The 14,628-nt window shown below is 34.7% G+C and carries 14 protein-coding genes and 1 pseudogene; all 15 read right to left on the bottom strand.

Annotated features, from left to right (window positions below; translation table 11 throughout):
- Positions 1–31 precede the first annotated feature (31 nt).
- Entirely contained in the window at positions 32–1,612 is a 1,581-nt protein-coding gene (locus tag LI_RS04100) for a bifunctional ADP-dependent NAD(P)H-hydrate dehydratase/NAD(P)H-hydrate epimerase (RefSeq protein WP_011526833.1), read from the bottom strand.
- Positions 1,613–1,839: 227 nt separating this feature from the next.
- Positions 1,840–2,319 carry a flagellar assembly protein FliW gene (fliW, locus tag LI_RS07620; protein ID WP_258524476.1) on the bottom strand — a complete coding sequence of 160 codons (480 nt, stop codon included), beginning with the start codon at positions 2,317–2,319 and terminating at the stop codon, positions 1,840–1,842.
- Positions 2,302–2,517 (bottom strand): annotated as a pseudogene (gene csrA, locus LI_RS07615) (carbon storage regulator CsrA); the annotation flags it as partial. The pseudogene csrA and the gene fliW, both read right to left, overlap by 18 nt.
- A 105-nt stretch (positions 2,518–2,622) precedes the next feature.
- Complete coding sequence (gene flgL, locus LI_RS04090) at positions 2,623–4,200, bottom strand: flagellar hook-associated protein FlgL (protein WP_011526831.1); 1,578 nt, start codon at positions 4,198–4,200, stop codon at positions 2,623–2,625.
- A gap of 9 nt (positions 4,201–4,209) precedes the next feature.
- Positions 4,210–6,327 carry a flagellar hook-associated protein FlgK gene (gene flgK / locus LI_RS04085; protein WP_011526830.1) on the bottom strand — a complete coding sequence of 706 codons (2,118 nt, stop codon included), beginning with the start codon at positions 6,325–6,327 and terminating at the stop codon, positions 4,210–4,212.
- On the bottom strand, positions 6,327–6,800 hold the full coding sequence (locus LI_RS04080; protein WP_015353776.1) for a flagellar protein FlgN: 474 nt from the start codon (positions 6,798–6,800) through the stop codon (positions 6,327–6,329). Before LI_RS04080 ends, flgK begins: the two co-directional genes overlap by 1 nt.
- 263 nt (positions 6,801–7,063) lie before the next feature.
- Positions 7,064–7,747, bottom strand: a complete 684-nt coding sequence (locus tag LI_RS04075) for a rod-binding protein (RefSeq protein ID WP_011526828.1) — start codon at positions 7,745–7,747, stop codon at positions 7,064–7,066.
- 4 nt (positions 7,748–7,751) lie between these two features.
- Positions 7,752–8,891, bottom strand: coding sequence for a flagellar basal body P-ring protein FlgI (locus LI_RS04070; protein ID WP_011526827.1), 1,140 nt, complete (start codon positions 8,889–8,891; stop codon positions 7,752–7,754).
- A 45-nt stretch (positions 8,892–8,936) separates the two neighbouring features.
- On the bottom strand, positions 8,937–9,629 hold the full coding sequence (locus LI_RS04065) for a flagellar basal body L-ring protein FlgH (RefSeq protein WP_011526826.1): 693 nt from the start codon (positions 9,627–9,629) through the stop codon (positions 8,937–8,939).
- Positions 9,630–9,646: 17 nt separating this feature from the next.
- On the bottom strand, positions 9,647–10,630 hold the full coding sequence (gene flgA / locus LI_RS04060; protein ID WP_011526825.1) for a flagellar basal body P-ring formation chaperone FlgA: 984 nt from the start codon (positions 10,628–10,630) through the stop codon (positions 9,647–9,649).
- Positions 10,631–10,655: 25 nt separating this feature from the next.
- Entirely contained in the window at positions 10,656–11,441 is a 786-nt protein-coding gene (flgG, locus tag LI_RS04055) for a flagellar basal-body rod protein FlgG (protein WP_011526824.1), read from the bottom strand.
- 14 nt (positions 11,442–11,455) lie between these two features.
- The gene (gene flgF, locus LI_RS04050) at positions 11,456–12,250 is read right to left on the bottom strand and encodes a flagellar basal-body rod protein FlgF (protein ID WP_011526823.1); all 795 of its coding nucleotides are present in this window, start codon (positions 12,248–12,250) and stop codon (positions 11,456–11,458) included.
- 149 nt (positions 12,251–12,399) lie between these two features.
- A complete protein-coding gene (locus tag LI_RS04045; protein ID WP_011526822.1) occupies positions 12,400–13,092 on the bottom strand; it encodes a hypothetical protein in 693 nt (230 codons plus the stop codon).
- 255 nt (positions 13,093–13,347) lie between these two features.
- Entirely contained in the window at positions 13,348–13,953 is a 606-nt protein-coding gene (gene pth, locus LI_RS04040; protein WP_011526821.1) for an aminoacyl-tRNA hydrolase, read from the bottom strand.
- Positions 13,954–14,028: 75 nt separating this feature from the next.
- A complete protein-coding gene (locus LI_RS04035) occupies positions 14,029–14,622 on the bottom strand; it encodes a 50S ribosomal protein L25/general stress protein Ctc (protein WP_011526820.1) in 594 nt (197 codons plus the stop codon).
- Between the last annotated feature and the right edge of the window lie 6 nt (positions 14,623–14,628).

Here is a 14,628-nt window from a genome sequence, read left to right as displayed (position 1 = left end):
ACAAAATAGTATTTATATATTATCATAAAGTTTATGAATATGTTTTCATAAGGTTTATATATGCATTAGGTATAGCATTAGCAATATCTAATGCAGTATTCCCTCTATAAAGAAACTGTTTTGAAAGAATTGCTCCTGCTTCAAGATGAAGTTGTGTGGCTAAACAAGCAGCAATATGAGGTTGTTCATGATAATGAATAAGGAGAGTCCCTATACAGCCTGAAAGAACATCCCCAGAGCCTCCAATAGCAAGATTTGGAATAGCCTGAGGGAAAATAGTTGTAGGACTTTGAGGAGAGGCTATCATAGTTCCTGCACCTTTAAGTATCCATGTAGATGAAGAAAGGGAAGTAAGTTGGTGGATAGCATCAAACCTATTTTTTTGGATTAATGTTGTATTTGTTTTTAATAAAGTAGCAGCTTCTCCAGGGTGTGGAGTAAGAATATCTGTATGGTTAAGATTTTTTAATATAGTAGTCTCATCAGCTAATGCAATAATGGCATCTGCATCTATCACTTTAGGTATACGACTAGGAGTACTAAGCAATTTTGCTATGAATTGGGTTGTACCTATAGTTCTTCCTATTCCTGGTCCAATAACAATACAATTATATTTATGTAGCTTAGATAGTATTTGTTCTATAAGATCAGGCCCCCACTCATAGGTTTCTGGTGTCCCAAGTGGAAGCATCATTATATCTGGATAATTTGCTTTAATTTCATTGCATAGCTTGTAAGGAGCAGCTATTGTAACAAGGCCAGCACCTGTTCTTAGTGCAGCTAATGCTGTAAGACATGGTGCACCAGTGAGTATCCCCTCTGAGTTAGAAGATCCACCAATAATAAGTAAGTGACCAGCATTTCCTTTATACCACATAGGTTGAGGTTTAGGTAGGGGAAGCTTAGATTTTTGATTAATCATTTGATAAGAAGGTGGATTTTTTTTACGTACACATAATGGGATTCCAATAGAACAAATATGTAACACGCCTACATAGTTTGACGCTTCTGGTAAGATAAGACCTGGTTTTGCAGCTTCAAAGGTAACAGTTATATCTGCTGTGATAGCAGTAGGTTGTGGCTTACCTGTAAGTCCTGATAGCCCAGAAGGGATATCTAGTGCTAATATAAAGCTTTTTTTTGAAAGTTTATTAACTGTATTAACTAATTCTAGTTCTAATTGTTGTAAGTTGCTTGAGAGTCCTGTTCCTATTAGTCCGTCTATGATAATATCAGGTTCCCCCCAAGGGGTTTTATTATATTTTGTAATCCAGCTTTCTGCTAAAGAAAACAGTATTCCACAGTGTTTTGCTAGTTTAAGGTATTGTCTTGTAGTTCCTTTGTAGTGAATGAATGAGCGAGTATGTAGTACAAGTACATTTGCTTTTGCATCATGTAAATGGCGTGCAAGACATACTGCATCACCACCATTCTTTCCAGATCCCATTAGTATAAGAATATACTTATTTTCTATACTACCAAAGGTTTTTTTTAGAACATGTAATGCTTCTCTACTTGAATTTTCCATTAAAACAGTTTCTGGAACACCTATATTGATTGATTCTTTATCCCATAAAGACATTTCATGTGGAGTTGGTAATGGTAGAAACATAGTATAATTTCTTAACTTATCTAATTAATAGTGAAAACATTTTTGTTGTATTATAAACTTAGATATAATTATTGCAACTTCTATTATAGAATTGTATTTAGTTAGTATATGATTAGTTTATATAGTGAGATAGAGATATGTTCATGATATAGATTGATAATTAGAAAAAAGAAGGAAAGAGAATTTAGAGTAAATAATGTAAAATGAGTAAGAGTAAAGAGATAATGCTATTTGTTGAGGATTGGTTCTTCCCCAGGGTGATATAGATAAACATGACTTGTTGTTTCTAAATTAGTTTGTGGGACTTGAAGGCCTATTTTGGTATCATAGTTTATGAGGATTGGCCCTGTAAGATTGAGTCTTGCAAGATCTGGTTTCCCTTTAGGAATAGTCATTGTAACTAATATAGCTAAGTTGTGTACTTCTGATTGTAGAATAGTTTTTTCTGTATCATTAAGTTGAACAGTGTAGTGTTTTATAAAACTATATGGATCTGCTACAAGTAAACCAAGCTTAGGGTTATCAATACTTTGTAAGATAATAAATGGTGATGCTGGTTGAATTTGTAATAGTATAAATTTTTGTTTATTTTCAAAACCTATTAATCCTTGAGGGAAATTAATAATTTTTTCAGGTTCAATAGTTTGTTGTCCTAATCTAGTGTCTATTATTATTTCTTCTTTGTTTGTTAATTGAGCAGCTGCAATTAAATCATTATTATTGATTGTAGTTGCTAATGTATTTTCTTCTTTGACACGTTGATAAACTTCTTCCCTATAAATATTCATTTCAGGAGGGACATCAAGACCAATTTTTACCTGTTTACCTTGTACTCCAAGAATAGTTATACGTATGTTATCATCTAAGTATAGGCTTTCCCCTGCACGCCGTGTTAAAATGAGCATGGACAACTCCATTTACTAATTATTAAAAGGCATAGAGGTACTATCATTAAACCATCTGATAATTAATTATAGAATTTTTTCATACTATTGCTATTTAGTAATAGATTAAATGTATTTTGTTAAATTTAACTGCATAATCATAGAAGAAGATTTTAATATAGTAGAATAAGCCATTTGTTGTTGTGCTAAGCGGCTTACTAGTTCTGTAAGGTCTGCATCTTCAACACCACTTAAGCGTTGTGTTTGATCATATTTATTTGTATCAAGAGCTTCTTTTGTGATTTCAAGACGGTTTTCTTTACCTCCAATACGTGCAGCTTGAGTTAGGATATTTTTTTGTGCTAATTCAAGATCTTTAAGGGCGTTTGCAATGCCTTCTTGATTATTTGTTTCAGTGTACGCAATAAGATTTCCAACTGTTTCAAATAAATTACGTCCATCATTTTGTCCAAACATAGGTTCCAAATTAGATGAGCCATTTGTAGAATATATTCCACCAAAAATATCTTTTCCTACATTTGTGACAGTAATATTTTGTCCTTCCATGATTTCAAAACTAAGATCTGTTCGTTGGGGGCGAAGGATAAGTTGTCCATCAGGAGGAATAGTATTATTTGGACTTGTAGTATCAGCAGAACCTATATCCATATAGCCACCAGGCAGAATGAGTCTTGCAGTACTAGTTGATGGTGGTCCAGGAGAAACAATGACTTCAGAGTTTCCTGCTGTCCATGTTTTGCCTCCATCTGTACTATAAGAGAAATCAAATGATCCAGGAGTTGATAAATCAACACCATTAGGGAATTTTACAACGACATTATCAGAAAAAGTCCCTACTGTATTGGTATTAAGTGGAGGCATTGGTACAGTGCCATATCTGTCTACAATAGGTTTTGAGTTATTATCACTCCCTTGGTATATAGCTGTAGGACGTACATATAGTAAGGAACCATTAGTATCTCCAAGAGGTTTATCTGGGTCAAATGCTGTTACATTTGTTGTAGCTGGAGCAGGAACAGTTACGACTGCACCACCTATAGTTATTTCTCGTCCCCCAGCAGGGATGGTTGCAGTTTGCCAAGTTTTACCACCATCAGTTGACCACTGATAATTTAGATCTGCTGCTGGAGGGATTGTTTCATCTTTTTCAAAGCGAATAAGTCCAGTTTTTTCAAGTGTTCCAGTAACCTGCATTGGTGGATTAGGGTTAACATTGGGATCTCCGCTTGTGACTGTGAGTCCTTCTAGAAAGGATGATTTATTATAATCTTGCCCAGAAAAAATATGTTTGCCTTCAAATTGATTATTTGAAAGGTTTATAAGAGTTCCCATAAGTTGGCGGAGTTGGAAACCAATAGCTTCACGTTGGTCAGGGGTATATGTATCTGTAGCAGCTTGTTCGGCAAGTTCTTTAATTTTAGTAACAACTGTTGAAACTTGATTAAGTGTTTCATCTGCAAGAGATAACCATCCCATAGCTGTATCAGTATTTGTTTTAAATTGTTCTATTCCACCAATACTTCCACGATAAGAGAGGATTCTAGCTGTACCTGCAGGATCATCAGAAGGACGGTTTATTCTTTTCATTGTACCGCCTTGTATATTAGTCTCCATATAGTCAGATAAACTTTTGTTCATCTGACTGATCATGCCAGAATACATTGATTGGTGGGTAACCCTCATGTTTACTCCCTACTGTTTTAAAGAAAGTAAAGTTTGCAGCATTTGATCTGCTGTTGTAATGAGTTTTGCTGCTGCAGTATATGAATGTTGAAATTTAATAAGCTGAGTCATTTCTTCATCTAGGTTAACGCCTGTAATAGATAAAGCTTGTTGTTCTAGTTCGTTTGAAAGTGTTTTATTATAATCAGCATTAAATTTTGCTGTACGAGTATCAGATCCTACAAGACCAACTAGTGCACCATAATAAGCACCTAATGTTTGGTGTGTAGTTTCCCATCCAGTAGAAATTGTTACTTCTTTTGTAGCAAGGTCAGCAAGTTCTTTAGCTATACTATTATCACCTGTAGAAACTTCACCATTAGCATTAACCTTTCCAGCATTAATAAAATTTGTATTTTGAATAACATCAGGTTTTATAGCCATATCTGTAGCATCTGAACCTTGGAAAAAAGTATTGATTCCAAGGGCTGCAAGTAAACCTGTTGTATCTGTTTTTGCTGCAAATGATGTTCCAGGACGACTGGTAAGTTGGAGACTTCCATTAACAATAGAAGCTTTCATAAATTCACCATAGTTATTAGGGTGGTTAATGGCATTAACTAGATCTTCAAGACTATGAATTGAAGGATCAAAGTTTTGAACTCCAGGCGTACCTGGATCAAGATCTAAAGATTCTGGGATTCCATTTGGAGGTGTGCCTACAGGTAAAGGTTTTCCATTTTCATCATAGATTTGGAATGATAAGTTCCCAGTTGTAAGACGGTTTCCATAGGCAAGACCAGATTGAGATGTTCCCAGTGGTACATCTGTACGATTTACTTGACTACTCCCTAAAGAGTAAGTCATTTTTTGTTCTCCAGCACCTTGACTGTGGATTCGGTTTACTTCCCATACAATAGAGTTTGCTAATGCATCAAGTTTATCAATATATCTTCCTGCATTATAATCACGAGTACTAAAATATGCAGTAAGTTTTCCTCCAGTGAGACGCCCTGTATTTTCTGTACCATCATTTAGTGTTTGGGGAGTAATATTGATCGGAGGTCTTGTGGGTGAATTCCAGTATAAACCTGTTTTTGGAATAACATCAAACCTGTCTCCTGAAACTAATTGCGAAGGATCTTGATCAAAAGATATTTCAAGATTTTTTACTTTGATAGTTTCACCAGGCGTAGTAGGAATAGGTACGTTAAGTTCAGATCCATCTTCGTTACGAAGCCAAGTTTTTCCTCCATCAAGTGATACACGCATACTCCCAGGTGCTCCACCAGAAGGAGGATTAATAATTTCAAATGAATATTCATGGGAGTCTGAACCACTAGAGGTTATAGTGCCTGTATATTTTGAATCTTGTTTTAAATAGTTTTCAACTCGTTGTCCCCCAACGCTAAGTGTATAACCTATTTGTCCTTCCAGGAGAGGTTGTCCAGATTTTAATTGTATATCAAAATTTCCTCCACCTTTATCCTTTACTTCTATATCTACCAGGTTTGCTAATTCTCGAACAAGTTGATCTCGTTGATCAAGTAATTGATTAGGGTTTTGTTGACCAGGAATATAAGTTGCTGAGATTTGTTTATTAATGTTTTTAATAGCATCTACTAACTCATTAACTTTATTAACACTTTGTTGGATGTAGAGATCCATTTCTTGTTGGGTTTTTTGTAGACTTGATTTTGCATCGTTAATAAGTTGTGTGAGATTTTTAGCTGTAGAGAGCACTGCTTCACGAGTAGCTGCATCTTCTGGACGTAAGGAAAGATTTTGCCATCCTTTAAAAAATTCTCCTAGTAGTGAACTAATTCCTGTACGGTTTGATTCGTTAAAAATGCTTTCTATAGAGTTCATAATAGCACTTTGTTCGTCCCATCGAGTATTTTGGGAAAAACGATTAAGGTAAGCATCTTCTACAAATCTATTAAAATTGCGGTATATTTCAGCTGTATGGACACCCTGCCCAAGCATTCCTGGAGTTTGATTAAGTCCATACCTATCTTCGAAGCGTACACTTTGGCGGGAATATCCTTGTGTATTAACATTTGCTATATTATTACCAGTAACGTTTAGAGCTGTCTGGTTTCCAGCTATTGCACTTTTCCCAATACCGAAAAGTGTATTGATCGACATTACAATCTCCCAGAAAGAAGGGTGCCCTCAGGACGTGAATGGTGATTATAGGTTCCTGATCGTCCATATGTAGATAGAGTTTCTTGAGGTTGAACATTTTTATGCAAGAAAGAAAGTAAATTTTTACTTTGATCAAGCAATGCAAGTGAAAGTTCTGCATTTAGTGAGGCCTGACGGGAACAATCTTGTTCAAGTGTGTCAATATTTTGCCATAACTGCTTAATGGCTTTAGTTTGTTCAGGGTCTGATAATAGTTCTGCATAGTCAAGAAGTTTGCCTCCATTAAGCCGTTTCTGTATAAAAATCTTTTCTCCAGCAAGCTGACGTAATAAAGAGTGGATAGAAAATTCTAATGCCATAATTTCTTCTGTCTTTCTATCCATTAATAAAGAAAATTCTTCATTTAATAACTCTTGTAATAGAGCAAGTCCTTTTTTTTGTCGATCAAGACTGCCATGTATGATCATATACATAAGTAATCTCCTATAAATTAGAAAGCTGTTTTTGTTCAACAATGTAATACAAGGCATTTTGTGCCGACAAAAAAAGATCTTTTTTGCCTAGTTATAAATAATGCAGCTTTTATACCAAATAATATTTAATAGTAGTTATAAATATTGGTATATTTCTCCTGTCTAAGGAGTTACAAATCAGCTTTTATGCCAGATAAAGGACTACTCTTTATAAAAAGAGGAAAGTAGTTTTTATATAAGAGGTCTTATTTGTCTAAGGTTAATTAATTTTTTGGGATAGTAACTGTATTAGATATAATAGGAGGTTTTGTATTTGAGTCTGAAGATGTTATATTTTCTGTAGGTGTTGAAGAAGGTGTTTTTATTTGCTTAGAAAATTCATTTAGAGCTTCTTCAACAGGTGTAAGTGTGTTAGTAGTTGTAGAAGGTTTTGTATTATTTTTTATAGAAGAGTTATGTTGGCTTAATTCGCCATTATAGATATGTTCTAGTTTTTTATTAGTAGGTTTTAGTTCTTGAGGTGCTTTTTCTTCAATAAGTGGAACTGGTTTTATATCTAGTGGTGTTCGATGCATACTTTCTGCTGTAACTTCACTAGCATTTTCTAATTTTTTAGATAGTTGAGCCATCATCATATCAGCAAGTCCAATCCCTCCAGCTGAAGCCATACTTTTGCCTAACTCTTGATCGTACATCCCTTGCCAAAATTGTTCTTCACGACTATGCATTATACCTTCTTTAGGAAGGCTTGCACGCATACTTTGCCACATTTGTTGAATAAAGATAGCTTCAAATCCTTCTGCAGCTTCACGAAGTTTTTTTTCTTTAGCTGCAGCAGCATTTGGATCAAGATTTTGTATTTCTTTATCTGCTTTACGTTTTATTTCTTTTAAGTTTTGTTCTTCAGCTGAATTTTGAGCTAAAGAAGGATCAATAGGATTAATCATATGGTTATAGAACCTCCAGTTGTGCATGGAGAGAACCTGCGGCTTTCAATGCACGTAAGATAGAAATCATATCACGTGGTGTAGCACCAATAGCATTAAGTCCATCAACAAGTTCTTGTAGAGAGGCTCCTTCTAACAAATTGAGCCTTTTAGTTTCTTCTTGTAAGGTAAGATTAGTTTCAGGTGTTATAACTGTTTGTCCTTGGCTGAAGGGTCCAGGTTGAGAAACTTGGGCGCTTTCTTGGATAACAACTTGGAGATTACCATGTGCTACAGCTACACGTGATAATCGCACTTCACGTCCAAGAACAATAGTCCCTGTTTTTTCATCAACTACAACTTTTGCCACAGATTCAGGATTAATTTCTAAATTTTCTATAGAAGCAATTAATGGAACAAGATTTCCTTTATAAGCTGGCGGAATATCAATACGAACAGTTCCTGCATCTATTGCTGAGGCAAAATTCCCTCCCATAGTAGCATTTAAACGGTTTACTACTTGCATTGTAGTAGAAAAGTCGTTGCTATTCATATTAAGTGTTAGATTTTGTTGAGTATTAAAGTCAAAAGGAATACCTTTTTCAACAATACCTCCTCCAGGGATAGAGCCTACAGTTGTTGAGTTTTTTTGAACGCTAGCTGCAGTTCCTTCAGCAGAGTATCCTCCAATGATAAGTGAACCTTGTGCAAGAGCATAGACTTTTCCATCAACACCTTTTAGTGGAGTTTGTAATAATACACCTCCTTGAAGGCTTTTTGCATCACCCACACTGGAAACTGTAACATCAAGCTCTGTCCCAGGTCTTGCGGATACAGGCATATTTGCAGTAACCATAACAGCTGCTACATTTTTAGGCTTAATTTTGTTAGCATCGACAGCAACTCCCATACGTTCAAGCATATTTGTCATTGAGCTTGCTGTAAAAGGTGAGTCTCTTTTATCTCCAGTCCCAGCGAGTCCAATAACAAGACCATATCCAATAAGTTGGTTGTTACGGACACCAGAGAATGTTGCAATATCTTTAATCCGAACAGATTGTGCTGGATTATGAAATACAGCAATAAATAATAATGTAAGATAGGAAGAACGTATAATAAAGTGTAGTAGGCAATTTTTAGTAGGTCTGATAATAGAAGATAACATACGTTTACCTTATAGATATTGAGTTATACTTAGTATATTAGACTACTAGAAAGGCCAGAGGGTATCCATAAAGCGTGTAAACCAACCAGGTTTTTGTTTCTCGGAAAGAACACCTTGACCATAATAAGCAATTTTTGCATCAGAGATTCTATTTGACATAATGGAGTTGTCTGGCTCTATATCCATTGGTCGTATAAGTCCTGTGATAACAATATACTGTGTTTCATTATTTACACGTGTTTCACGGACGCCTTCTATTTCTAATAATCCACCTGGCATAACTCGTAATACACGAGCAGCAATTGTTCCATTTATAGCTCCTTCACGTTTTGTTTCTCCTGTACTAGTGGTTCCACTTTCAGAGGTTGTATCAAAAGCAACACTACCTACAGGAATTTTTGTTGATCCTCCACCAATATATTGTCTACCAAAAAACGCATCAATTCCGTATGTATTTGCAGTTTTTTTATCAGCTGTTGTATCTGCTTTATTTTTAGCAGTATTATTTTCTACAATTTTTACCATAACAATATCACCTACACGTCGAGCACGAGTATCAGCAAAAAGACCATCAGATTCAGCAGATGAGTAAAGAGAGCCAGGATTACTATAGGAGTCTTCAGGTTCTACATATGCTGGAGGAGGTGTTATAGGAGGAGCAACAACAGGAGTTTTGTTTGGAGCAGAACAACCTGTTAAAATAAGAATACAGCCTGAAGTAAAGAGTAATTTTTTCATAATGGGTTTCCAATACGTTAGCGTATTTCTACTGTATTAGAATCTACAACAGTAGCATGAACTATTTTTTTACTTTGCAAGTTTCGTACTTGGATAAAAGAGCCATGTGTTCCATTTTCAAGGGCTTCAACATTAACGCTAAGACGTATTGATCCTTTATTGTAATTAAGTTTTATAATATCTCCTTTACGTACAACAGCTAAAGGTTCAAGGTCAGATTGATAGATGGGCTGTCCAATACCAATAGATCTTTTAATTTGCCAAGGACCTCCTTTGCCATCCCATATATCATCTCTTAAAAAGGCAATGTTTTTATTAATCCATGTAACATCTTCAGGATTTACATAATCACCTCTATTTAGAGGTTTCCCAACTGAAGGGACAGGCTGCCAAACGCTTAAAAGCACAGTGCCAGTATATTGACGTAATACAGTTCCATCAATATCTTTTAAAACAAACTGTAGAGACAATCTCTTAGGAGAAATAGTAGGTAGTACTACTTCTACATATTGACCTTTTTGAGGAATAAAAATATATGCTGGGATACGGTAATCTGAGAGTTCTCCATGAGAAGCTAACATTGGGTATACGTTTTTAATAGCTTTTTGGGTAAGGTCTTGAAGTTGGTTCTCATAAAGAATCTCTCCACCTTTTTGTATAGCTACATTAGAAGGTATAACAGAAAAAAAAGAGGCTTCTCCAAGGGTCTCTTTTAATGCTTTTTCTAGCCTAACCCTGTTAATTTTCATTGGTACACCAGGTTTTTCTGGAGATTCCCATAAGGGTATGGAAGAAATTTTTTCCCAAACTCCTGGAGGAGGGGTCCCATATACTTTAGCTATATCAGCAAGGGTGACCATATCCCCATGGACAACAGAAGCTTCTTTAATATGAATACGCCAATCTGATCCAAGAGAGTTAGCAGCACAATTATGTGCTATAGTTATATGAAAAATAAAAGCAATACAGTGTGTGAATAATAGAAGACGAATGTATTTCATCTTAAAAGTATTTTATCTCATAGGATTAACTACGTTTAAGTTGGACTGCAGTTTGAAGCATGTTGTCTGAAGTTTGGATTGCTTTTGAATTCATTTCATATGCTCTTTGTCCTACAATCATTTGTACCATTTCATCAACAACCTCTACATTAGACATTTCAAGGAATCCTTGAGCTATAGTCCCTAAGTTTTCTTCACCAGGGACACCTTCTACCGCTTCACCGGATGCTTCTGTGGGAATATAGAGATTACGTCCTTTTGCATCCAGTCCCGCTGGATTAACAAAGCTATATAAAGGTATTTCTCCAGCAGCGATTTCTTGTCCATTTGCGTCTAAAGCAGTAATACGACCTCTTTCAGAAATAGCAACAGATTTAGCATCAGGAGGAACTGTAAATTCTGGTTGTAGGGGGTATCCATTGGCTGTTACAAGAGTCCCATCCTGATTAAGTTTAAAAGCACCTGCTCTTGTATACATTAATTGATCACCAACCAATACTTGGAAAAACCCTTCGCCTTCAATAGCCATATCTAGAGGATTACCTGTGTTTTGGAAGTCCCCCTGTGTAAAAAATTTATGGACAGCTGTAGGGCGAACTCCCATACCAACCTGAATTCCTACAGGAATCCTATTATCTCCATCTGTAGCTGAACCTGCAATCTTCATAGTTTGATACATAAGATCTTCAAATTCAGCACGACTTTTTTTAAAACCAGAAGTATTTGTATTGGCAAGGTTATTTGATATAACATCAATATTAAGTTGTTGTGCTACCATGCCTGTAGCAGCTGTCCAAAGAGAGCGCATCATAGTATTATTTCCCCTTATCGGCTAGTACGACCTACTTTTGAATAAGCTTCACGATCGAGGGAGTCAGAAGTTTGCATAACTTTTTGATAGGCATCAAATTGTCTATTAACTTCAATCATTTTGACCATTTCTTCAACAACATTAACATTTGAGCTCTCTAAAAATCCTTGATTGATAATGGCACCTGTTTCATTAGCATTTCCTTCAATAATTTCTAACCCTTCTTTTGGGCGATATAAGTTTGCGCCAACTTTTTCAAGTTTTTTTACATCATCTAAAGAAACAAATTGAATTGTTCCAACTTCTGCATCATCAGCAAAAATTCTACCGTCAGGAGTAATAGAGATTTTTTTTGTTCCTTCTGGTATAGTTATTGGTCCACCATCTCCCAATACAGGCCATCCTTGTTTAGTAACTAGTTGTCCTGTTGCATCAAGGACAAATGAACCATTACGGGTGAGATAGTTTCCTTGAGGTGATTGAATCCGGAAAAATCCATTCTCTCCTGTAATAGCAAAGTCTAATGGATTGCCTGTAAACTGCATGCTTCCTTGGGCAAAGTCTGTATTAGAAACAGCAATACGAACTCTTGCAGCATTATTTGGCTCAGGGAATAGTGGTTTTGAGCGAACAGTGGCTATTGGTTCTCTAATTTGATCGTGAGCAAATTGGATCATTGTATCTTTAAATGCAAGTTTATCTTGTTTATAGCCTGCAGTATTTACATTAGCCAAGTTATTGGCAATGAAGTTCATCCTGTGTTCTGCACTTAATGCAGCAAATAAGCCACTAAATTTAGCTTGTTGCATGGTGCTTACTCCTTTTTTTGAGTACAGGATGAGAATATGCAAACCTTATACCTTAAAATATATCTTTAATTAGCTTAGTTGTAGTATTTTTACTAGGTTATTAGGATATTATTTCTCTATAGAGAAACTAGCAAAAGTTATACCAAGAATTATTTTTGTAATTGGTTTATAGTAACCGTTGTTTCTTTATTTTCTTGTATATTTTGTTTTTTTGGACTTGAAATGATAGAGTAAATCTCTGGTTCTACCTCAAAATAGGAGGTGCCAAAGTTTTGAATGTTAGTTGAATTATCATTTATTATTGTACAAGTATTATTTAGCTCATCGCATATAGCAATTAATTGTGGCTCAATAGGTAAACTTTCCTTAGGATGAGGTAGAATAAGATAATAATTTGTAGAAATATTAGAAGAGTGAACATGGTATAATATTATCCAATCATTATTTCCTTTGTTGAACCAGTCAGTTTGAGCAATAAGTTTAATTTGTATTTTCCGTTTGTTGTCTTGAAATGAAAATCCATAATGAGTTATAGTAATTTTTGTATATGGATTTTGGGATTGTGCAAATGTTAATACATTAGTTTTAGTTGTAGGTGAGGTAAGGTTTACTGGAAGATGTTGAAATAAATATTCTCCTATCTTAGGGGATAGTTTTTTATTTATTTGTTCCTGATAATAGCCATTGTTATCAACAACATTTTTATTCCATAATAATGGAGCAAGGTGACGATACATTACAGAAAATTCTTGTTGATCTATGATACATATGGTTTTTGTTGCACAACCAGTTATAAGAATAATAAAGCTAATGGATATTATAAGCGGCCAAGAATTCTTCATAAGAAACTAATAAAAATTAGATTAAATATAACTAGTTAAAATTAACTTAACATTAACATTGAGTAAATACTCTATTACAACTTATTATTAATGTTAGTAAATAAAAAATTACTAATTTAGTAATCTTTTATAGCAACTGAATAAATAAAAGATAAAATTTTCAAATTTTTTCGAATAGAGATTTCTAGGCTTATGAGTTAATATTTTTGTGTAGCTTTATAGAATAAAAGAAGTAATAGTAAATTTTTTAATAGATTAGCTTAAGTTAACTGTTTCACTAAGAGTAAAACTGTTAATCATTCTTATAGCTGTCTCTTTCTCATCTTTGATAAAGAAGGAGAGTGCATCAAAAATTGTAGGGAAGAGATTGTTAAGAGTAGTAAGCTCTTTCATAGAAAGGTGGCCAAGGACCCAGTTTACTGTATTTTCAGAGGGAAGAGGAGAACGACCAATGCCTATTCGGAGGCGATAAAAATCTTTGGTTCCTAAGTTATGAATAATAGATTTTAGTCCATTATGACCTGCAGTTCCTCCACCTTGTTGAAGTTTCATTTTCCCAATAGGTAAGTCTAGTTCGTCATGGATAACTAAAAGGTTATCTTTGGTTATATTATACCATTCTACTAGGGGATGGATAGCTTCTCCTGATAGATTCATATATGTTTGTGGTTTAGCTAATAGATAATTATCTATTATAGTTGTTGTTTTCCATAATTCACAATAAAATTTTTTGCCAGAAAGTTTACTTGCTGATGTTATAGTAATAAGTTTATTAATAACCATAAACCCAATATTATGTCGGGTCTTTTCATATTGTCCTCCAGGGTTACCAAGACCTGCAATAATCCCTTTAATGCTCATGTTTAGTAAGTATTAAACAAGTGTTAATATGATAATGGTTATAAATCAGATCAGTATATAAACTGTGAAAGATAGCTATCCTTCTTGTTCTGTTGCAGTATTCCCACCTGGCATTATTACAGATACTATAGCATAGTTAGTGTCATAAGAAGTTTTGACACCTTCTGGGAGTTTTAAATCTGCTACATATATACTTTTACCTATATCTAAATCAGAAATATCTAATGTAATTTTTGAGGGTATATCAAGTGGGTTTGCAATAAGGGTAAGCTGTTCTCTATATGTTTCAAGTTTTCCTCCAACTTTTGTTCCTTTAGCAGTACCAGTGAATTCAAGAGGAACTACAATTTTTATAGGTTTATTAAGCTCTACACCATAAAGGTCTACATGCATAAAACGATTTTTTACTGGATAATACTGTAGTTCCCAGATAATAACAGGATGCGTGATGTTTTCTTTATCACTTTCAATTTTTAGATTAAAAACTGTAGTACGTCCTACTTCACTAAAAATTTTGGTAAAGGGAAGCTCGGGGAGTTGTATAGGAATATTTTTACCACTAGATGTGTAGAATATCCCTGGGATTAAGTTTTTTTTATGTAGACGGCGATTTGGACCCTTCCCAAGATCTAAACGTTTTTGAACTACAAGTGTTTTTAAGTTATCCATAGGAAC

It is taken from the genome of Lawsonia intracellularis PHE/MN1-00, from assembly GCF_000055945.1.
Taxonomy (GTDB): Bacteria; Desulfobacterota; Desulfovibrionia; order Desulfovibrionales; family Desulfovibrionaceae; genus Bilophila; species Bilophila intracellularis.
The sequence above is the reverse complement of the archived record's forward strand: the minus strand, read 5'-3'. Positions and strand labels throughout refer to the sequence as shown.

Bases quoted from the DNA above. Each gene is read 5' to 3' on its own strand.
- LI_RS04065 (WP_011526826.1), bottom strand. From the start codon at position 9,629: ATGAAAAAATTACTCTTTACTTCAGGCTGTATTCTTATTTTAACAGGT.
- LI_RS04045 (WP_011526822.1), bottom strand. From the start codon at position 13,092: ATGAAGAATTCTTGGCCGCTTATAATATCCATTAGCTTTATTATTCTT.
- flgF (WP_011526823.1), bottom strand. From the start codon at position 12,250: ATGCAACAAGCTAAATTTAGTGGCTTATTTGCTGCATTAAGTGCAGAA.
- LI_RS04100 (WP_011526833.1), bottom strand. From the start codon at position 1,612: ATGTTTCTACCATTACCAACTCCACATGAAATGTCTTTATGGGATAAA.
- flgK (WP_011526830.1), bottom strand. From the start codon at position 6,327: ATGTCGATCAATACACTTTTCGGTATTGGGAAAAGTGCAATAGCTGGA.
- flgL (WP_011526831.1), bottom strand. From the start codon at position 4,200: ATGAGGGTTACCCACCAATCAATGTATTCTGGCATGATCAGTCAGATG.
- LI_RS04070 (WP_011526827.1), bottom strand. From the start codon at position 8,891: ATGTTATCTTCTATTATCAGACCTACTAAAAATTGCCTACTACACTTT.
- LI_RS04080 (WP_015353776.1), bottom strand. From the start codon at position 6,800: ATGTATATGATCATACATGGCAGTCTTGATCGACAAAAAAAAGGACTT.
- flgA (WP_011526825.1), bottom strand. From the start codon at position 10,630: ATGAAATACATTCGTCTTCTATTATTCACACACTGTATTGCTTTTATT.
- pth (WP_011526821.1), bottom strand. From the start codon at position 13,953: ATGAGCATTAAAGGGATTATTGCAGGTCTTGGTAACCCTGGAGGACAA.
- LI_RS04035 (WP_011526820.1), bottom strand. From the start codon at position 14,622: ATGGATAACTTAAAAACACTTGTAGTTCAAAAACGTTTAGATCTTGGG.
- flgG (WP_011526824.1), bottom strand. From the start codon at position 11,441: ATGATGCGCTCTCTTTGGACAGCTGCTACAGGCATGGTAGCACAACAA.
- LI_RS04075 (WP_011526828.1), bottom strand. From the start codon at position 7,747: ATGATTAATCCTATTGATCCTTCTTTAGCTCAAAATTCAGCTGAAGAA.